This is a genomic window from Streptococcus cristatus (assembly GCF_001588905.1).
In the GTDB taxonomy this organism is placed as follows: Bacteria; Bacillota; Bacilli; order Lactobacillales; family Streptococcaceae; genus Streptococcus; species Streptococcus cristatus_N.
Genome location: NZ_LAWH01000028.1, coordinates 47,761 through 68,099 on the forward strand (window position 1 = coordinate 47,761; position 20,339 = coordinate 68,099).

19 protein-coding genes are annotated in these 20,339 nt (G+C 42.6%); 8 read left to right on the forward strand and 11 right to left on the reverse strand.

Going from position 1 to position 20,339, the window contains the following annotated elements:
• Window positions 1–9: 9 nt before the first annotated feature.
• Window positions 10–930, reverse strand: coding sequence for a type I pantothenate kinase (gene coaA / locus A0765_RS05835; protein ID WP_062005240.1), 921 nt, complete (start codon window positions 928–930; stop codon window positions 10–12).
• A 93-nt stretch (window positions 931–1,023) separates the two neighbouring features.
• Here coaA and A0765_RS05840 point away from each other — a divergent pair, with 93 nt between their 5' ends.
• From A0765_RS05840 to A0765_RS05875, 8 genes are all read left to right on the forward strand, one after another.
• On the forward strand, window positions 1,024–1,611 hold the full coding sequence (locus A0765_RS05840; protein WP_061911246.1) for a class I SAM-dependent methyltransferase: 588 nt from the start codon (window positions 1,024–1,026) through the stop codon (window positions 1,609–1,611).
• Between the two features lie 2 nt (window positions 1,612–1,613).
• On the forward strand, window positions 1,614–2,891 hold the full coding sequence (locus A0765_RS05845) for a pyrimidine-nucleoside phosphorylase (protein ID WP_062005242.1): 1,278 nt from the start codon (window positions 1,614–1,616) through the stop codon (window positions 2,889–2,891).
• Window positions 2,892–2,908: 17 nt separating this feature from the next.
• Entirely contained in the window at window positions 2,909–3,571 is a 663-nt protein-coding gene (gene deoC, locus A0765_RS05850; protein ID WP_062005244.1) for a deoxyribose-phosphate aldolase, read from the forward strand.
• Window positions 3,558–3,947 carry a cytidine deaminase gene (locus A0765_RS05855; RefSeq protein WP_062005246.1) on the forward strand — a complete coding sequence of 130 codons (390 nt, stop codon included), beginning with the start codon at window positions 3,558–3,560 and terminating at the stop codon, window positions 3,945–3,947. Before deoC ends, A0765_RS05855 begins: the two co-directional genes overlap by 14 nt.
• A 71-nt stretch (window positions 3,948–4,018) precedes the next feature.
• Window positions 4,019–5,074: a BMP family lipoprotein gene (locus tag A0765_RS05860; RefSeq protein WP_062005248.1), complete on the forward strand. Its 1,056-nt coding sequence runs from the start codon at window positions 4,019–4,021 to the stop codon at window positions 5,072–5,074.
• A gap of 136 nt (window positions 5,075–5,210) precedes the next feature.
• Window positions 5,211–6,725, forward strand: coding sequence for an ABC transporter ATP-binding protein (locus A0765_RS05865; RefSeq protein ID WP_062005250.1), 1,515 nt, complete (start codon window positions 5,211–5,213; stop codon window positions 6,723–6,725).
• Between the two features lie 13 nt (window positions 6,726–6,738).
• Window positions 6,739–7,833: an ABC transporter permease gene (locus tag A0765_RS05870; protein ID WP_062005252.1), complete on the forward strand. Its 1,095-nt coding sequence runs from the start codon at window positions 6,739–6,741 to the stop codon at window positions 7,831–7,833.
• A 1-nt stretch (window position 7,834) separates the two neighbouring features.
• A complete protein-coding gene (locus A0765_RS05875) occupies window positions 7,835–8,791 on the forward strand; it encodes an ABC transporter permease (protein ID WP_061911259.1) in 957 nt (318 codons plus the stop codon).
• Between the two features lie 191 nt (window positions 8,792–8,982).
• Here A0765_RS05875 and lplA read toward each other — a convergent pair whose 3' ends face one another.
• The 10 genes from lplA to A0765_RS05925 form a co-directional block, all read right to left on the reverse strand.
• A complete protein-coding gene (gene lplA / locus A0765_RS05880) occupies window positions 8,983–9,972 on the reverse strand; it encodes a lipoate--protein ligase (RefSeq protein WP_062005254.1) in 990 nt (329 codons plus the stop codon).
• 14 nt (window positions 9,973–9,986) lie between these two features.
• Entirely contained in the window at window positions 9,987–11,690 is a 1,704-nt protein-coding gene (gene lpdA, locus A0765_RS05885) for a dihydrolipoyl dehydrogenase (protein WP_142325642.1), read from the reverse strand.
• Between the two features lie 45 nt (window positions 11,691–11,735).
• Window positions 11,736–12,779: a dihydrolipoamide acetyltransferase gene (locus A0765_RS05890; protein WP_062005256.1), complete on the reverse strand. Its 1,044-nt coding sequence runs from the start codon at window positions 12,777–12,779 to the stop codon at window positions 11,736–11,738.
• A gap of 337 nt (window positions 12,780–13,116) precedes the next feature.
• Window positions 13,117–14,109 carry an alpha-ketoacid dehydrogenase subunit beta gene (locus A0765_RS05895; RefSeq protein WP_048764424.1) on the reverse strand — a complete coding sequence of 331 codons (993 nt, stop codon included), beginning with the start codon at window positions 14,107–14,109 and terminating at the stop codon, window positions 13,117–13,119.
• 19 nt (window positions 14,110–14,128) lie between these two features.
• Window positions 14,129–15,097, reverse strand: coding sequence for a thiamine pyrophosphate-dependent dehydrogenase E1 component subunit alpha (locus A0765_RS05900; RefSeq protein WP_062005258.1), 969 nt, complete (start codon window positions 15,095–15,097; stop codon window positions 14,129–14,131).
• Window positions 15,098–15,488: 391 nt separating this feature from the next.
• Window positions 15,489–16,655, reverse strand: a complete 1,167-nt coding sequence (locus A0765_RS05905; RefSeq protein WP_062005260.1) for an ATP-grasp domain-containing protein — start codon at window positions 16,653–16,655, stop codon at window positions 15,489–15,491.
• A 27-nt stretch (window positions 16,656–16,682) separates the two neighbouring features.
• Window positions 16,683–17,423, reverse strand: coding sequence for an esterase family protein (locus tag A0765_RS05910; RefSeq protein ID WP_062005262.1), 741 nt, complete (start codon window positions 17,421–17,423; stop codon window positions 16,683–16,685).
• A 26-nt stretch (window positions 17,424–17,449) separates the two neighbouring features.
• On the reverse strand, window positions 17,450–18,274 hold the full coding sequence (locus A0765_RS05915; RefSeq protein WP_062005264.1) for an alpha/beta hydrolase: 825 nt from the start codon (window positions 18,272–18,274) through the stop codon (window positions 17,450–17,452).
• Between the two features lie 115 nt (window positions 18,275–18,389).
• Window positions 18,390–19,724, reverse strand: coding sequence for a methylenetetrahydrofolate--tRNA-(uracil(54)-C(5))-methyltransferase (FADH(2)-oxidizing) TrmFO (trmFO, locus tag A0765_RS05920; protein ID WP_062005266.1), 1,335 nt, complete (start codon window positions 19,722–19,724; stop codon window positions 18,390–18,392).
• Between the two features lie 96 nt (window positions 19,725–19,820).
• Window positions 19,821–20,312 (reverse strand): hypothetical protein, encoded by a 492-nt coding sequence (locus A0765_RS05925; RefSeq protein WP_062005268.1) that lies wholly within the window; start codon window positions 20,310–20,312, stop codon window positions 19,821–19,823.
• Between the last annotated feature and the right edge of the window lie 27 nt (window positions 20,313–20,339).

Genomic DNA, 20,339 nt, shown 5'->3' on the forward strand with positions numbered 1-20,339 from the left:
AAGCCTAAATTATTTTTTTAGATAGATTTCGTCAATTTCATGATTTTTAGCCTTATGCAAAATCACTTCGGCCCTATTACGAGTTGGCTCAATATAGTCTAATAGGTTCACCAGATTGATTGTTTCCCAGATATTATGGGCCAGCGCCATGACTTCTTCTTCGGGCTGGGTTGTAAAGCGATGGTAGTAGTTGTCCGTGTCATGCTTGGCTAGTGCCAGTAATTTTTTAAAACGATCGAGGTACCAAGACTCGATATTTTCGACTTCGGCATCTACATAGATAGAGAAGTCGAAAAAGTCAGTCATGTAAAGGCGTTCATTTTGCGGATTTTGGAAAACATTGATACCTTCCACGATGACAAAGTCAGCTGCCTTAATTTCCTGCTTTTCATTTGGAACAATATCATAAATTTCGTGCGAGTAGACGGGAATTTCATAGTTTTGACCATTTTTAATGCGGTCTAAAAAGTCCAGCAAGAGTTCCATATTATAGCTTTCAGGGAAGCCTTTGCGATTTAAAATCCCCGTTTCAATCAGAGTTTGATTAGGATAGAGAAAGCCATCTGTCGTCACTAATTCAACGGTGGCATTTGTAAAAGTCCGTGACAGGAGGATTTGTAATAGGCGGCTAATCGTTGATTTTCCAACGGCAACACTGCCAGATACTCCGATAATAAAGGGCTGCCTTTTGCTTTCCTTTTGTAGAAAAATACCTTTTGAAAAGGCGAGATCTTCTTTGGAACGTTTATAAATCTGAATGAGATTTGTCAGAGGCAGATAAACATCTGTCACATCCTGTAGACTGATTTTGTCATTGAAACTCTTGATAGAATTGAGCTCGGACTCAGTGAGCGGTGGATTTTTCTTTCGATGCAGATTTTGCCAAGTTTGGCGGTTGATTTTTTCAAAGTGAAGAAATTCGTTAGTCATAAGTTACTCCTATATGATGGATTTTAGTATAACATACTTTTGGAGAAATGAAAACGATTTACAAATCTAGAAAATTTATGATAAAATGGTTTTATGACTAAAATGTATTTTGCAGAAAATCCGGATGCCAAACATGACATTCATGAATTAAAAGTGGAACTATTAGGACAACAGATGACCTTTTTAACAGATGCTGGTGTCTTTAGCAAAAAAATGATCGACTATGGCAGTCGAGTTTTGTTGTCTGCCTTGGAATTTAACAAAAAAGAAACGCTGCTGGATGTCGGCTGCGGTTATGGGACGCTGGGCTTGACCCTGGCTAAAGCGCAAGAGCTAGAAGTCACTCTCGTGGATATCAATCAGCGAGCGTTAGACTTGGCTAGAAAAAATGCAGATGCGAACCAAGTATCTGCGGATATTTTCCAGTCCAATGTTTACGAACAGGTGACCGGACAATTCCATCATATTATCAGCAATCCACCGATTCGGGCTGGTAAGCAGGTGGTGCACGAGGTTATTTCAGGTAGCTATGATCACTTGCTAGCGGATGGGGATTTGACGATTGTCATCCAAAAGAAACAAGGAGCTCCTAGTGCTAAAGCCAAGATGGAAGAAGTATTTGGCAACTGCGAGACTCTCAAGAAGGACAAAGGTTATTATATCCTAAGGAGTGTGAAGTAAAAATGCGGGCAGTTGATATTATTCAAAAGAAACGAGATGGACTAGAGTTGTCCAGTCAAGAGATTGAATGGCTGATTGAGGGCTATGTAGCTGGAACAGTACCAGATTACCAGATGTCAGCCTTTGCTATGGCTGTTTACTTTAAAGGGATGACTACTCGGGAAATTTCTTATTTGACCATGGCCATGGTAGGTACAGGCCAGCAGTTTGACCTGTCAGCCATTTCAGGGATTAAGGTCGACAAGCATTCGACTGGTGGAGTGGGAGATAAGGTTACCTTAATCTTGGCTCCTCTAGTTGCTAGCTTTGGAGTACCCGTTGCTAAGATGAGCGGTCGAGGCTTAGGCCACACGGGCGGTACCATAGACAAGCTCGAGTCTGTCAAGGGTTATCAGGTAGAGCGCAATCAGGAAGATTTCATCCAGCAGGTTCAGGAGATTGGTGTATCCGTCATTGGTCAGTCAGACCAGCTAGTTAAGGCAGACAAGCTTCTCTATGCTCTACGTGATGTGACCGCTACAGTTGATACCATTCCTTTGATCGCCAGTTCAGTTATGAGCAAGAAAATCGCCGCTGGTGCAGACAGCATCTTGCTGGATGTGACCGTCGGTGAAGGTGCTTTTATGAAAAATCTAGAGGATGCCCGTGTCCTAGCCCGTACCATGGTAGATTTAGGTAAGGCTGTCGGACGCAGAACAGTTGCAGTTATTACCGATATGAGCCAACCTTTAGGAACTAGCATTGGCAATCGTTTGGAAATCTTGGAAGCACTGGAAATCCTTCAAGGACAAGGACGCGGAGATATTACGGAGTTCATCTGCGAGCTCGCTCGGATTATGCTTGATTTGGCAAATGTTGAGAAGTCAGTCTCTGAAATTAGAGAGCATCTGACAAATGGATCAGCTTTGAAAAAATTTGAAGAGATGATCGCGGCTCAAGGTGGAGATCTAGAGGACTTGTATCGACCATCCCAAGCGGCTTATGTGGCTGAAGTGAGAGCAGAGCAATCTGGTTATATCACAGAGCTTCCAGCTATGGAATTTGGCTTGTTTGCGATGAGATTAGGAGCAGGACGAGCAGTCAAATCTGACGAACTAGATTATGAAACTGGAATCGTGTTTGAAAAGAAGGTTGGTGAAACAGTCGAAATTGGGGAAATTGTCGCAAAAATTTACGCAAATGAAAAAATTTCTCAAGAACTAGTTACAGAATTCCAAAAAAATGTTAGAATAGGTAGTGAAAGCGTTGCAGTAAGCGAGATTGTCGAAGTAATCGCTTAATTCTAGGAGAATCCAACATGAAATTAAACAAATACATTGACCATACGCTTTTGAAACCTGATGCAAGTCAGGAGCAGATTGAAACCTTAATTGAGGAAGCAAAGAAATACGACTTTGCGAGCGTCTGTGTCAATCCGACTTGGGTAAGTTTTGCTGCGCAAGCACTAAAAGCTACAGATGTTAAAGTCTGTACGGTCATTGGTTTTCCTCTGGGAGCAAATACTCCGGAGCTCAAGGCTTTTGAAACGAGTGATGCCATCCAAAACGGAGCGAATGAAATCGACATGGTCATCAATATCGGTGCTCTAAAGTCTCGAAACTTTGACTTAGTTGAAAGAGACATTCGAGCTGTTGTGGAAGCTGCCAAAGGAACCTTGGTCAAGGTCATTATTGAGACCTGCCTCTTGACAGATGATGAGAAAGTGAAAGCTTGTCAAATTGCTCAGAAAGCTGGTGCGGATTTTGTCAAGACATCCACTGGTTTCTCAACTGGTGGTGCAACCGTTGCGGATGTAGCTTTGATGCGTAAGACAGTTGGGCCAGATATGGGAGTCAAGGCTTCTGGCGGTGCCCGTTCTTACGAAGATGCACTTGCCTTTATCAAAGCTGGTGCGACTCGCATTGGAGCTTCCTCTGGTGTAGCGATTATGGAGGGAGACGTGGCTAATGGCGACTACTAATTTGATTGACTTAGTTGTAGAAACTACGAAGAATGCCTATGTTCCATACTCTCATTTCCCTGTCGGAGCCGTTTTAGTAACTAAAAATGGACAAGTTTTCACAGGTGTCAATGTTGAAAATGCTAGTTTTGGCTTGACCAATTGTGCAGAGCGAACAGCCATTTTTAAAGCTGTTTCTGAAGGCTTTTTAGACTTTGAGGAATTAATTGTTTACGGAGAAACGGAAAAACCGATCTCTCCGTGTGGTGCCTGCCGCCAAGTAATGGCAGAGTTTTTTAATCAGGATTTACCAGTGACTTTGGTCGCTAAAGATAAATCGACGGTCGTGATGACGGTCAAGGAGTTACTTCCATACTCTTTTACAGACTTAACTTGAGTCTGTTGCTGGTCAACTGACCAAAATTAAACTTGCAACTAAGTTGCACATCTTATATAGGAGGTTCAGAAATGAACAAGAAACAATGGCTAGGTCTTGGTCTAGTGTCTGTCGCAGCAATCGGACTTGCTGCATGTGGGAATCGTGCGTCTAAATCAGATAGCTCTAACGCTAAAACTGATTTAAAAGCTGCTATCGTAACCGATACAGGTGGTGTTGATGATAAATCATTTAACCAATCTGCATGGGAAGGTTTGCAAGCTTGGGGGAAAGAAAATGGCCTTTCAAAAGATAACGGCTATACTTACTTCCAATCAACAGACGAGTCACAATACGCGAACAACCTAAACCAAGCTGCTACGGATGGTTACAACTTAGTATTTGGTATCGGTTTTGCCCTTCGTGATGCCGTTGCATCTGCTGCTAAAGATAATTCAAGTATTAACTACGTTATTATTGACGATGTGATTGAAGGTCAAAAGAATGTTGCTTCAGCAGTCTTTGCAGATAATGAAGCAGCTTACCTTGCTGGTGTTGCAGCTGCAAAAACGACTAAGACAAAACAAGTTGGTTTCATAGGTGGTATAGAAAGCGCAGTTATCACACGTTTTGAAAAAGGTTTCGAGGCTGGTGTGAAATCAGTTGACCCATCTATCAAGGTTAAAGTGGACTATGCTGGTTCATTCGGCGATGCAGCTAAAGGTAAAACAATTGCTGCTGCTCACTATGCTGGCGGTGCGGATGTTGTTTACCAAGTAGCTGGTGGTACTGGTGCTGGAGTATTTAACGAAGCTAAGTCAATCAACGAAACAAGAAATGAAAATGAAAAAGTTTGGGTACTTGGTGTTGACCGTGACCAAACTGAAGAAGGTAAATACAAATCTAAAGATGGTAAAGAATCTAACTTTGTTTTGGCATCAAGCTTGAAACAAGTTGGTAAGACTGTCCAAGACATTGCTAACCAAACTGCTAAAGGTAAATTCCCAGGTGGTAAAACTACAACCTTTGGTTTGAAAGACGGTGGTGTTGATTTGACAACAACCAACCTTTCTGAAGATGTTAAAAAAGCTGTTGAAGAAGCGAAAGCTAAAATCCTTGACGGTAGCATTACAGTTCCTGATAAATAATTGAATGTTGAGCGATCCGACCTACTAGGGTCGCTCATTTTTAAATTCTGACGCCTTTGCATCGGTTAAGCCTACTAGGATAGGAGTCCGAGGAGGTTATATCGACATAAAATGAAATTCTGGAAAGGAAAGAGCCATGACACATGAAAATGTCATTGAAATGCGAGAAATTACCAAGATTTTTGGTGAATTTGTGGCCAATGATAAAATCAATTTGGAACTCCGAAAAGGTGAAATTCACGCTCTTTTAGGAGAAAATGGTGCCGGGAAGTCAACCTTGATGAATATGTTGGCCGGCCTACTTGAGCCGACTAGTGGTGAGATTGTAGTAAACGGAAAGCCAGTTAAGCTGGACTCTCCATCAAAGGCGGCCTCACTTGGTATCGGGATGGTGCATCAGCACTTTATGCTTGTGGAAGCCTTCACTGTTGCTGAAAATATTATTCTTGGAAGTGAGATTACAAAAAATGGTATCTTAGACTTGAAACGCGCTACGCAAGAAATTAAGCGTTTGTCTAAGAAATATGGTTTGTCGGTTGATCCATCTGCCAAGATTGAAGACATTTCCGTAGGAGCACAACAACGGGTTGAAATTCTGAAGACCCTTTACCGTGGTGCAGATATCCTAATCTTTGACGAACCAACAGCTGTTTTGACACCATCTGAGATTGATGAATTGATGAAAATCATGAAAAACTTAGTCAAGGAAGGTAAGTCCATCATTCTTATTACCCATAAGTTGGATGAGATTCGTGCAGTTTCTGACCGAGTGACCGTTATTCGTCGAGGAAAATCGATTGAAACCGTTGAAATTGCTGGTGCAACCAACCAAGACTTGGCGGAAATGATGGTGGGACGGGCTGTTTCCTTCAAGACTGAGAAGAAACCTTCTAATCCGCAAGAAACAGTTCTTTCAATCAAGAATCTTGTCGTTGAAGAAAATCGCGGCGTTCCAGCTGTTAAAGGACTTTCACTGGATGTTCGTGCTGGTGAGATTGTTGGGATTGCAGGAATTGACGGAAATGGTCAGACTGAGTTGATTCAAGCTATCACAGGACTTAGAAAAGCAAGCTCGGGCGATATTTTGATCAAGAATCAGTCCGTGCTTGGTAAGAAACCACGTCAGATTACAGAGATGAAGGTCAGCCACGTTCCTGAAGATCGCCATCGTGATGGGTTGGTGCTGCAGATGTCCATTTCTGAAAATATTGCTTTGCAGACTTATTACAAGGAGCCACTCAGCAAAAACGGCATCTTGAATTACAATAATATTTACTCTTACGCGTGCAATCTGATGAAAGAGTTTGATGTGCGGGCAGCTAGCGAGTATGTACCTGCTTCAGCCCTCTCAGGAGGAAACCAGCAGAAGGCTATCATTGCTCGGGAAGTGGATCGTGATCCAGACTTGCTGATTGTCAGTCAGCCAACCCGCGGTCTTGATGTCGGAGCAATTGAGTATATCCATAAACGCTTGATTGAGGAGCGTACTCAAGGTAAGGCAGTTCTTGTTGTCAGCTTTGAGCTAGATGAAATACTCAATCTTTCTGACAGAATTGCCGTTATCCATGATGGCAAGATTCAAGGAATTGTGACTCCAGAGAAGACTAATAAGCAAGAACTTGGTATTCTTATGGCTGGTGGTAAGATTTAGAAGGGAGATTCAAATGTCTAAGAAAACACAGCAGATCGCAGTTCCCTTAATCTCAGTTCTTTTAGGAATTTTATTGGGAGCGATTGTCATGGCTATCTTTGGCTATGATGCCATCTGGGGATATGAATCCCTCTTTAAAACGGCATTCGGTTCTTTGAGAAGTTTGGGTGAAATTTCTCGGGCGATGGGACCTCTAGTTCTCATTGGTCTGGGTTTTGCCGTTGCTAGTCGGGCTGGATTTTTCAATGTCGGACTTCCGGGCCAAGCCTTGGCTGGTTGGATTTTGGCTGGTTGGTTTGCCCTTTCCTTCCCTGACCTACCCCGCCCACTGATGTTGCTAGCAACTGTAGTGATTGCAGCAGTAGCTGGTGGGATTATTGGTGCTATTCCAGGGGTTCTGCGTGCCTATTTAGGAACAAGTGAAGTCATCGTTACGATTATGATGAACTATATCGTCCTCTTCGTTGGAAATGCTTTTATCCGCAGCTTTCCAAAATCTGTGATGCAGAGTGTTGACTCTAGTAAGCGTGTTGGTGCCAATGCTATTTATCAAACAGAATGGCTGAGAAGTTTGACAGCTAACTCTCGTATGAATATTGGTATTTTCTTTGCTTTGATTGCAGTTGTGCTGATCTGGTATATGCTGAAGAAAACAACGCTTGGCTTTGAGATCCGTGCTGTTGGTCTTAACCCAAATGCAGCTGAATACGCAGGGATGTCCTCTAAACGGACCATTATTTTGTCTATGATTATTTCTGGAGCCCTTGCAGGACTTGGAGGAGTAGTAGAAGGACTAGGTACTTATCAGAATGTCTTTGTACAAGGAAGTTCATTGAGCGTTGGTTTCAATGGTATGGCAGTTAGTCTTTTAGCAGCAAACTCTCCAGTTGGTATCCTTTTTGCGGCTTTCCTCTTTGCAGTTCTAAGTGTTGGTGCTCCAGGTATGAACGTGGCTCAGATTCCGACAGAATTAGTCAATATCGTGACAGCTTCGATTATCTTCTTTGTCAGCGCCCATTACCTGATTGAGCGTCTGACTGGTAAGACAGTCTTTGAATTATTTAAAAACCGTAAGCAAGAAGCCAGTAAAGTGAAAGGGGGAAACTAGGATGAGTATTGTAACGATATTAGGTTTATTAGTATCATCTATGCTGATTTATGCGGCTCCCCTGATTTTTACAAGTATCGGTGGAGCTTATTCGGAGCATGCCGGAGTTGTCAATGTCGGCTTGGAAGGGATCATGGTAATGGGAGCATTTACAGGCGTTCTCTTTAACCTGACTTTCGAAAGTAGTTTTGGCAGCTTGACTCCGTGGCTTTCCTTGATTGCTGCAGGTTTAGTCGGAGTGCTCTTCTCCCTTATCCATGCTGTAGCAACCATTAATTTCCGTGCAGACCACGTTGTCAGTGGTACGGTTCTAAACTTGCTAGCACCAGCCTTGGCAGTCTTTCTTGTAAAAGCTATCTACAACAAGGGGCAAACAGACAACATTCAGCGTTCATTTGGTAAATTTAATTTTCCTATTTTGTCTGATATCCCAGTTATAGGAGATATATTCTTCAAACATACAAGTCTGATGGGATATTTGGCCATCGCCTTCTCTTTCCTTGCTTGGTTTATCATGTTTAAGACAAAATTTGGATTGCGCCTTCGCTCAGTTGGAGAACATCCGCAGGCAGCAGATACACTGGGAATCAATGTTTACCTCATGCGCTATTGCGGTGTTATGATTTCTGGTCTGCTTGGTGGTATTGGTGGAGCTATCTATGCTCAGTCAATCTCCGTTAACTTTGCTGTGACAACTATCATAGGTCCAGGATTTATCGCCTTGGCAGCTATGATTTTTGGTAAATGGAGTCCTATCGGTGCTATGTTGGCAAGTCTCTTCTTTGGAGCTTCTCAAAGTTTGGCCGTTATCGGAAACCAATTGCCTCTTCTTTCAAAAGTACCAACAGTTTACCTGCAGATTGCGCCATATGTCTTGACGATTGTGGTTCTTGCAGCCTTCTTTGGTAAAGCTGTTGCTCCGAAAGCAGACGGTATCAACTATATCAAGTCTAAATAACCCTTTACGAGGCTGGGACAAAAGTCCTAGCCTCTCAATTGTCTTTGGATTGTCGAGCAAGACGCAGTGGTTGAGTGGGCTCTACTAGGCTGATTTCATCAGCTTTTACAGCCCTACTCAACTGTGCGGAGGTGGGACGACGAAATCGAATTCTAACGAATTACCGATTTCTGTCCCACTCTCTTATGATTTTATCCTACTACTGCTTCAGCGATTTCTTCACGACTGATACCAGCAAAGTAGCGGGTAATATCTATTGTTTCCAGTGCTTTGAGGACATCCTCACGTTCATAGCGAACACCGCGAAGGACATCTTCTACTGCTGCGACGTCTTCGATACCAAAGAAGTCACCATAAATCTTGATGTCTTGGATTTTAGACTCGATAACATTGGCAAAAACTTCGACCTTACCACTAGGGAATTTTGTTCCACGACGGATGTTAAATTCAGGTGATTTGCCGTAGTTCCAGTCCCAAGTACCAAATTTAGTATCCTTGATACGATTGATTTCCGCCAATTCTTCTTCTGAGAAGACGTATTCTGTCATCTCAGGGTACTCTTTTTTCATATAAGCCAGGAGAAGATCTTTAAACTCTTCAACAGTGATTTTCTCTGGCAGCTCGTCCACAATATTGGTTACACGAGCACGGACAGATTGAACTCCCTTGGATTCAAACTTATCCTTAGAAACTTTAAGAGCATTGGCCAAGACTGACAAATCCACATCAAAGAGCAGACAGCCATGGTGCATGATACGGCCATTGATGTAAGCTTGGGCATTGCCACAGAATTTCTTGCCATCAATTTCCAAGTCGTTGCGGCCAGTGAATTCAGCCTTTACACCAAGTTGAGCCAAGGTATTGATTACTGGCGTTGAGAAAGATTTGAAATCAAAGGCTTTATTCTCATCTTCTTTAGAAATAATCGTGTAGTTGAGATTGTTAAGATCGTGGTAGACAGCTCCACCACCGCTAATGCGGCGCACAACTTCGATACCATGTTCCCGTACATAGTCGCGGTTGATTTCTTGGATGGTGTTTTGATGGCGCCCGACAATAATTGATGGCTTATTGATCCAGAGCAGGAAAATTTGATCCTCATCAAGGAGATGCTTAAAAGCATACTCCTCGAGAGCGATATTAAAGGCAGTATCATTGCTATTGTTAATGATATATTTCATTGACGAGACATCCTTTATTTTTTCTTAGGTGAGTGGATAGCCATTCCCAAAACATCCGCAAACGCTTCGTACATCACTTCAGAATATGTAGGGTGTCCGTGGATAGTCTTGAGCATTTCTTCAACAGTGATTTCCATTTCGATGATGCTTGATGCTTCGTTGATCAATTCTGCAGCTGCAGGACCAATGATGTGAACACCAAGGATTTCTCCGTACTTCTTATCAGCGATAACTTTAACAAAACCTTGAGCAGCATCCGATGCAATGGCACGACCGTTAGCAGCAAAGTTGAATTTACCGATGGCTACATCGTATTTTTCACGAGCTTGTTCTTCTGTCAAACCTACTGCTGCTACTTCAGGAAGAGTGTAGATAGCTGCTGGAGTCAAGTTCAATTTGGCAACAGCATGATTTCCTTTAAGGGCATTTTCAGCGGCAACTTCCCCCATACGGAAGGCTGCGTGCGCCAACATCTTAGTACCGTTGATGTCACCTGGTGCGTAGATACCTGGAACTGAAGTTTCCATGTATTCATTGACCTTGATACGTCCACGATCCAATTCAAACTCAACATCGCCAATTCCTTCAAGGTCTGGAACACGACCGATTGAAAGAAGGGCTTTATTTGCGATGATATCGTCTTTTCCTTCAACCTTGATACGAAGTTGACCATTTTCCTCGATGATTTCTTGCAGTTTTGTACCTGTCAAGATGGTCATTCCTTTACGCTCAAGAATCAAGCGAAGGTTCTTAGATACTTCCGCATCCATAGCTGGTACAATACGATCCATCATTTCGATAACGGTCACTTTTGAACCAAATGTCATAAAGGCTTGACCAAGTTCGATACCGACAACTCCACCGCCTATGATAACGAGGCTTTCTGGCACTTCTTTCATTTCAAGAATGTCATCACTTGTCATCACGAGTGATGATTCCATACCAGGAACGTTGATCTTGCTGACTTTTGAACCACCAGCAAGGATGATTTTCTTGGTTTCAAGCAATTCTGAACCATTTACCAAGACATTCTTGTCTTTAGTAATAGTACCAACACCCTTATGTACAGTAACTCCGTAACTACGAAGGAGACCAGCAACACCACCTACCAAGGTGTTTACAACCTTAGACTTGGTTTCAAGGAGTTTGTCCATATCTACAGTGAAGTTAGGATTTTCGATCAAGATACCACGGTTTGCTGCATGACCGATGTTTTCGATGATTTCAGCGTTGTGAAGGTAGGTCTTAGTTGGGATACATCCACGGTTCAAGCACGTTCCACCGAGTTCTGATTTCTCAACAAGGGCAACCTTACCACCGAGTTGGGCTGCTTTAATGGCTGCCACATAACCAGCAGGACCACCACCAATCACAACGATATCAAAGGCATCATCACTCTTACCGTCGTCGTTTGAAGTACTAACTGCAGGCGCTGAGCTAGCTTCTGGCGCAGCCGCTCCAGCTGTTGGGATATTTTCCCCTTCTTCTCCAAGGTAACCGATAACTTCCGTTACAGGGACAGTTTCACCATCTCCTTTGAGGATGGCAATCAAGTATCCATCTTCTTCGGCTTCCAATTCCATGCTGACTTTGTCAGTCATGATTTCCAAAAGGATTTCTCCTTCTTTTACAAATTCTCCGACTTTTTTATTCCATTGGACGATTTGTCCTTCTGTCATATCCACGCCGGCTTTTGGCATAATTACTTCTAAGGCCATGTCTTACTTCCTTTATCTATATCTCTAAAAATAAATACTGTATTTTTAAACCAACATTGAGATTGGGTTCTCAATTAAGGCTTTCAAGTCTTTCATAAACTTAGCACCAGCCATACCATCTACAACACGGTGGTCAATGGTTAATCCTAGGCTCATGATAGGGCGAATGACAATCTCACCATTGACAACTACAGGTTTCTCAACTGTTGAGCTAACCCCGAGGATAGCTGAGTTTGGTTGGTTAATAATAGGACCAAAGGACTGAACGCCAAACATTCCCAAGTTACTAATTGTGAAGGTTGAGTTTTGTAGTTCATTTGGAGACAATTTGCCATCCAAGGTACGTCCAATCACATCTTTAAAGGCTACAACCAACTCTGACAAGCTCATTTTTTCAGCATTGTAAACAACAGGTGTCATCAAGCCATTATCCATTCCCACAGCCATAGCAAGGTTGACATAGTTGTGAGTGATAATGGTCTTGCCATCTTCGGTCAATGAAGCGTTGATGTATGGGTGCTTCATCAGTGTCTTAACAACAGCGAGAGAAAGCAAGTCAGTAACCGTAATTTTCTTACCAGTTGCTTCCATGATTGGCTCAAGAACCTTCTTACGAAGCGCCAACATTTCTGACATATCGACATCGTAGTTGAGCGTGAAGGTTGGCGCAGTTAAGTAAGATTCAACCATACGTTGGGCGATAACCTTACGCATTGGTGTCATTGGAATACGCTCAGTCTCACCATAAGGAGTGATATTGTCTGGAACTTCTTCCACTTTTTCGATCTGAGCAGGAGACTTGATGGTATCGTTTTCGATATTTTCAGGAAGCAAGGCCAAAACATCCTTCTTCATAATCTTACCACGATGACCTGTTCCTTGGATTTCCTGCCAAGCAATGTTATGTTCGAGAGCAATTCGTTTTGCAAGTGGCGAAATGCGAACCACGTTTGTGTCTTTATAAGTTTCCACGTCTTCTTTGTGGACACGACCGTTTGCACCTGAGCCAGAAACGTCGTAGAGGTTGATCCCTAGATCATCCGCTAACTTTCTAGCCGCAGGAGTCGCTCTTAGCTTATCATCAGCCATGACCTCTCCAATTCTATACTAAGATATTAAGGACGAAGAGGGCAAGGAAAAAATAGGAGATTGACGATGTGTTCGATGAACACAAGGAAATCTATCTTTTTTTCGCAGACCTCCGTCCGAATTCAATTACATGATACAAAAGGCATTAAAAGCGATTGAAAAATAGGAAATCGACACTGGCTTCGATGAAACCAAGGTAAATTATCTTTTTTCTGAGCTCTTAGCCCACACTAAATATAAATATTAAAAGTACTTATTAGGACCTCTACACAAGATTAGATTACATAAAATAATCTATGTAATCTAATCCATGAGAAAGCCTTTTCTTTATTATACCTTATTCTTTATGATATGTCTTCCGAATAGCGTCTTTGATGCTTTCAACAGTCGGAATCATTGCATTTTCCAAGTTTTGTGCATATGGCATTGGTACATCTTCTCCAGCACAACGGCGGATTGGCGCATCTAGATAATCAAAAGCTTCAGATTCAGCAATAATTGCTGAAATTTCACCAATGAAACCGCTAGTTTTGTGGGCGTCATTGACCAGAACGACTTTACCAGTCTTCTTAACAGAATTGATGATAATATCCTTATCAAGCGGTACCAATGTACGTGGGTCAACGACTTCTACAGAGATACCTTCTTCTGCCAATTCTTCAGCTGCCTGCATGACACGGCGCAGCATTTTTCCGTAGGTAACAACTGTTACATCAGTACCTTCTTTTTTGATTTCGCCAACGCCAAGCGGAATAACATACTCAGGATCGACTGGCACTTCCCCTTTTTGGTTAAATTCTGACTTGTACTCAAGAATGATAACAGGGTTGTTATCGCGGATAGAAGACTTGAGCAGTCCTTTCATATCCGCAGGTGTACCTGGTGCCACAACCTTAAGTCCAGGGATATGCGTAAACCAAGACTCTAGAGATTGTGAGTGCTGCGCTGCAGAACCTACTCCATTACCAGCTGCACAACGAATGGTCATTGGAACTTGTCCTTTACCACCAAACATATAACGCGTTTTAGCCGCTTGGTTGACGATATTATCCATGGCAATCACAGCAAAGTCCATGAAGGTCATATCAACAATCGGGCGAAGTCCTGTCATGGCTGCTCCTGCTGCTGCTCCAGAAATCGCTGCTTCTGAAATCGGACAGTCGCGTACACGCTCAGGTCCAAATTCTTCCAGCATACCAACAGATGTTCCGAAATCTCCACCGAAAACTCCGACATCCTCTCCCATCAAGAGTACATTTTCATCGCGACGCATTTCCTCAGACATAGCGAGGATAATGGTGTCACGAAATGACATTGTTTTAGTTTCCATTTTCTTTTTTCTCCTCTCTTTAGTCTGCGTAAATATCTTCAAAAGCAGATTCAAGCGGTGGGAATGGGCTTTCTTCTGCAAACTTGACAGATGCTTCTACCGCTTCTTTGACACTAGCTTGAATAGCTTCTAGCTCCTCCTCGCTTGCAATGTCATTTTCTAGCAAGTAGTTGCGAAGATTTTCGATTGGGTCTTTTTGTTTCCACAATTCCACTTCTTCACGAGTACGATATTTACCAGGGTCAGATGATGAGTGACCAAGCCAGCGATAAGTGATACTTTCGATCAAGACTGGTCCTTTACCACTACGAACGTGCTCGACAGCCTTTTGGAAGCCTTCATAGACATCCAGAACATTATTTCCGTCTTCGATGAACATGCCTGGAATACCATATGCGGCGCTACGTTGATGGATATGTTCTACATTGGTCATTTTCTTAATGTCAGCAGAAATTCCATAGCCATTATTGATGCAGTAGAAAATAACTGGCAGATTCCAGATAGAAGCCATGTTCACTGCTTCGTGGAAAACACCTTCGTTGGTCGCACCGTCACCAAAGAAGCAGACAACAATCTTGCCTGTCTTCTGCATTTGCTGAGTAAGAGCCGCACCGACAGCAATCCCCATACCGCCACCTACGATACCATTAGCACCAAGGTTTCCAGCGTCCAGATCGGCAATATGCATAGAGCCGCCTTTCCCTTTACAAGTACCATTGTACTTACCAAGGATCTCGGCCATCATACCATTTAGGTCAATGCCCTTGGCAATGGCTTGACCATGTCCACGGTGATTAGAAGTGATTAAATCATCCGGATTCAAAGCTAACATTGCACCAACGTTGGCCGCTTCCTCACCCACTGAAAAGTGAGTCATGCCTGGAACTTTCCCTTTTTTTACAAGTTGTGCAATTTTTAAGTCCATACGACGGATTTCTTCCATCTTACGAAACATCTCTAATAAGAGAGATTTATCTAAGGTTGCCATTTCTTTGCCTTTCTAAAACCCCATTCAATCGAGTGTACGGGCAGCTGCAACTATTTAAGTTGTACTAGGATATTATGAATATCCTGAGAGTTTAACTGTCCTATCATTCCGAATGATACAGGGTATAAGCATTATTTATTTCTCTTCTATTCTAGCGAATATTGAAAGCACTGTCAAAGTTTTTGCTCAAATTTTTTCACAAATAAAAATCAGCATATCGCATAGATACGCTGATTGATAAAACAAAAATAAATATTTCACAAACTATCATTCTTAGATTTTTTGAATAGTTCAATAGATTCAAAACTAGATTCTCATTCTATTTCCGCAACACTATTATAAATGCTGACTGGATGTTCATCGCTGTAAGGAAGCTATTTACTATAAAAAATTATTCTTCTTTCTTTCCAAAGTCCGCAATCATCTCTTCCATCTGCTCCCGACTTGGGGTGGTCAGCATGTAGAGGTAATCACCTTGCAACTCTGCGAAAGCCGCTGGCATATCTTTTTTGACTTTAAAGTTATCACGATATTTCTCTAGCAACTCCGCCTCTGAATAGGCATAATGTGAGCTTGCGCGACGAGATGTTGCCAAGCAGAATAATGGCTCCATGTCTGATTCGGGGAAAGGTTCCCCCGCAACAATATTCGCGTATCCACGATAGAGATCGATTGAGTGAGCGTAATTATAAACATCGATGGTAAAACCACCTGCTGGACGATTATTGTATTCGATAGCTATGTAATCATCGTCTTTGCGGAAAAATTCGATATGGAAAAAGCGCTCTTTCATGCCAAATGCTTGGACGATAGCTTCTCCATAAGCACGAAGTTTTAGATCCATCTCCTTGAGGACATAGTAAGAATTATCCATTTTATAAAGCATGAGGTCTAGCGGTGTGTAGGCGTAGTCAAAAGTGGTTGAAAATACAATATTCCCCTCGGAATCAATCAGTCCATCAAATGTGCAGATCTCACTAGAAGTCACAAATTTTTCAAAGAAATAGACAGTCTCCTGATCCCATTCTTCTTTAAAATGCTCGACATCTGCAGCTGTTTCAATTTTAAACGTGGCTGCTGCTCCCACTCCATTATCTGGCTTGGCAATCAGAGGAAGGCCGATTTTTTTGACAGCCTGATCTACATCCGATAGTTTTTTAACAACCTGACCTGGAACGACTGGCACACCAGCTTTCTGGAAGAGTTTCTTCATTTCAGACTTGAATTTGGTCTTTTTCAGGTCATTCGGTTTGGCTCCAAAAACGTTAAATTGTTCCCGCAACTGGGCATCTTGCTCCAGCCAGTATTCATTGTGTGACTCAATGCGGTCAATCGGTCCATGTTTATAGAAAAGGAAGGCTACCGCACGTTTAACTTCATCCAGATTTTCCAAATTGTCAACACGGAAATACTCTGTCAAAGCGTTCTGGAGACCTGGGCCCAATTGCTCATAGGGTTCCTGTCCGATACCAAGCACTGTAATACCCTTGTTAGCCAGCTCAATCGTAAACTGCTGGAAATTTTCTGGATAATAAGGTGAAATAACAATATAATTCATAGTAAGACTTCCTTTCTACTTAACATTTTAGAGATTTAACTGGCTCAAGAAATAAGGCATCTGCTTGCGCCACCAAATCCAATCATGAGACACATCATGTCCCCATTCAGCAAACCAGGCTGGGATATTTTTGTGTTCGCAGGCTTCTTTCAGTGTGTAAAATGAAGGAAGCCCATCCTGCTCCCAGTCGCCCAAACCGGTACAAACGATAATATCAGCCTGTCGATAACGGTCAATAAACCAACCATCATTTTGATTCCAGATATAGTCTGCTGGAGAGTTTTGATAAATCACTTCGTCGTTCAAATTGTCACCGACAAAGAAACGTGCATCATAGACACCACTGAGGGCGATTACTTTATTGAAAACATCTGGATGTTGGAAGAAGAAATTGACAGCATGATAAGCGCCCATAGAGCAGCCTGTCGTCATCATTGGGTCAAACCAGCCTGTCTTGTGTTTGATAAAAGGAATCGCCTCTTCAATAACATAACGCTCATAAGCACGGTGCATCTCAGCGCGGTCATGGGGATGTTTCCAGTTCGCCAGCCAGCTTTCGCTATCCACACTGCTCAAGGTAAAAAATTGCACCTTCCCTGTCTCGATGAACCAAGAGCAGGCTTCAATCATGCCGAAATCAGCATATTCATTGTGAGAACCGCCTGACGAGGCAAATACTACCACTGGAATGCCAGCATGACCGTAACGATTGACATACATTTCACGGTTCAAATGACCGCTCCAATGACTTAAAAATTCTACATGCATTTGTTTTCTCCTTTTAGCTTCTTTTCCTACCACTTTTCACTGATAAAGCGGAAACAGTCAGGTAGATTTTCCGCCCAGTCCACTTCATTGTGAATCGCTCCAGATTGGATTTTGATGTGCAGATTGTCCAGCACCACACCAGCAGCAATCAGCTGACGGTAATAACTGAGCGAAGAATCAATATAGGCTTGCTTGATATTGCCTGCCATGAGAGTCTTATCTGTATCATCAGCTTCCTCTGTTCCAACATAGATGAAAACTCGCTGGTCTGGATGTAACTTCTGACGCTCTATGTAGCGGTCAAAAGCTTCTTGGTGGAGCCAGTTGGCCGATGAAAAAACACCTAGACAGCCGACCTGATCCTGATATTCAATGCCGATAAATTGGGTAATATTGCCCCCCAATGAAGAACCAATCATAGCTGTATGCTGGCGGTCAGCCTTAGTCCGATAGGTTTCGTCGATAAAAGTTTTGACGACATCCATGACAAACTCTGCGTACTCTGTGCCCTTGCCGCCAAACTGGACACCAGGAATATTGGACTCCTGAAACTTCCAAGCGGAATACTCATCCATCCGTCGTGGTCCATCATTGTCAATTGCTACGACTATCATTTTTTCAATATCAGGATTGCGCTTGATTGTCGGAATCACTTTCCAAGAATGCCCACTGAAAGACTCCTTGCTATAGAGGACATTTTGTCCATCATGAAAATAGACGACAGGATAGGTCTTTTTAGTATCTTGTTCATAATTTTTAGGGAGCAGCACTCGCACGCGCCGCTTTTGTTTGGTGTAAGGAACCACCAACTCATGAGTTTTCATATCAAGATAGAAATAGGATTTATTCATTTTCAGAAAACTTTCTATTTTCAAAATTTTTATTTATTATAACACAAATTAAGCAAAAAAGTTAGGAATTTCCTAACTTTTTAATGATTTTTATTAGATAATGATAGAAAATAGATTATTTATCCAAATAAGGCTGTAAATCCTGCAAGGCACGCTCAGCAATCTTCTCATAGCGCTCTTTCTTATCACGAATCCGAGGGCCATCTAGCTCTTTGATAATACCGAAATTGACATTCATCGGTTGGAAGTGCTTGCTATCAGCGTGAGTGATATAATGCGGCAGACTGCCGATTGCTGTTGTTTCTGGGAAAACAAGTGCTTCTTCTCCATTGAAGAGTCGAGCGGCATTGATACCAGCAACCAGCCCAGAAGCTGCTGATTCGACATAACCTTCAACACCTGTCATTTGACCTGCAAAGAAAAGATTGGGCTGTTTCTTAGAGAGGAAAGTCTGTTCCAGCAGATTTGGAGAGTCCATATAGGAGTTACGGTGCATGACACCATAGCGGACAAATTCTGCATTTTCAAGGCCAGGAATCATTTGAAAGACACGCTTTTGCTCTCCCCACTTGAGATGAGTTTGGAAGCCGACAATGTTGTAAAGACTGCCTGCTGCATTGTCCTGACGAAGCTGCACCACAGCGTATGGAGTCTTATATGCACCATCCCGAGGTCCTTGATAATCATCTGGGTATTCCAAGCCAACCGGCTTCATCGGACCATAAAGCATGGTTTTAATGCCTCGCTTGGCCATAACTTCAATAGGCATACAGCCTTCAAAGTATTTTTCTTTTTCAAAGGAATTAAGCGGTGCTTCCTCCGCATTGACCAAAGCTTCATGGAAATCCATAAATTCTTGCTTGGTCATCGGCGCGTTGAGATAGGCCGCTTCGCCTTTGTCATAACGAGATTTGAGATAAACCTTGGTCATATCAATGGTATTGACATCGATGATTGGCGCTGCTGCGTCGTAGAAATAAAAACCGTCGCCTCCATTGAGCGCGTGGATTTTTTCTGCCAAAGCATCGCTAGTCAGCGGACCTGTCGCAATGACTGTAATGGCCTCCTCTGGAATTTCGGTGATTTCCTCGCGCATGACTTCAATCAGTGGATGATTGGATACTAGCTCAGTCACCATCTGCGAGAAACCTTCTCTATCAACCGCTAGAGCGCCACCCGCCGGCACCCGAGTCGCTTCTGCAGCTCTTAAAATGACCGAGTCCAACCGTCGCATTTCTTCTTTGAGGAGGCCAACTGCATTGGTCAGCGCATCTCCTCTCAGAGAATTAGAGCAGACCAATTCTGCAAAATCTGCAGTCTTGTGTTGAGGCGTTGATTTCACACCTCGCATTTCATAAAGTTTGACTGGGATTCCGCGCTTAGCGATCTGGTAAGCCGCTTCACTGCCAGCAAGACCAGCACCGATAACATTGATATAGGATGATGACATGATACTCTCCCTTGGATATTTCTAGATTTTCACTCTGACCATTATAACAAAAAGATAGTAAAAAAGACAGACAGGAGGATTCCCGTCTGTCCATTATTATGTCATTTTTTCTAAATAAGCAATCTTAGCAAAATCTTTATGATTGTTATTATCATTTCGGTAAGAATCTTGGGAAGAGGCGCGGTAGATAGCTAAAAATTGCTCTGCAGTTGGCAGTAAAAACTCAATACCATCAACTTCTTTTCGAGTTAGTTCAGCTATTGGTACACCTGAAAATGCCTCTAGCGTTTCCATGACCCCGAATTCAATAGACAAACCTTCTTTTTGGAATTCATGCTCGTGCAGGTCGACCAAACGATAGCCCAAGCGCTCCATCATGGGTTCAATCTTATCCATATCGTAAATACGCTCTTCATCAGGTGCTTCCCAGCCACGCTCATCACCGTGAACGTGAATGTCGATATCACGCGCCTGCCAGTCCTGACCAGTAACCTGCTCCAGACCTAGAGAACCCATCAGCAGTGGAACGATTCCCATCTTGTTCAGTTGAGACGCGATTTTTAGAAATTCTGCAAATTTATCTGTCATAGCCTGTTCCTTATTTTTTTAAATAGA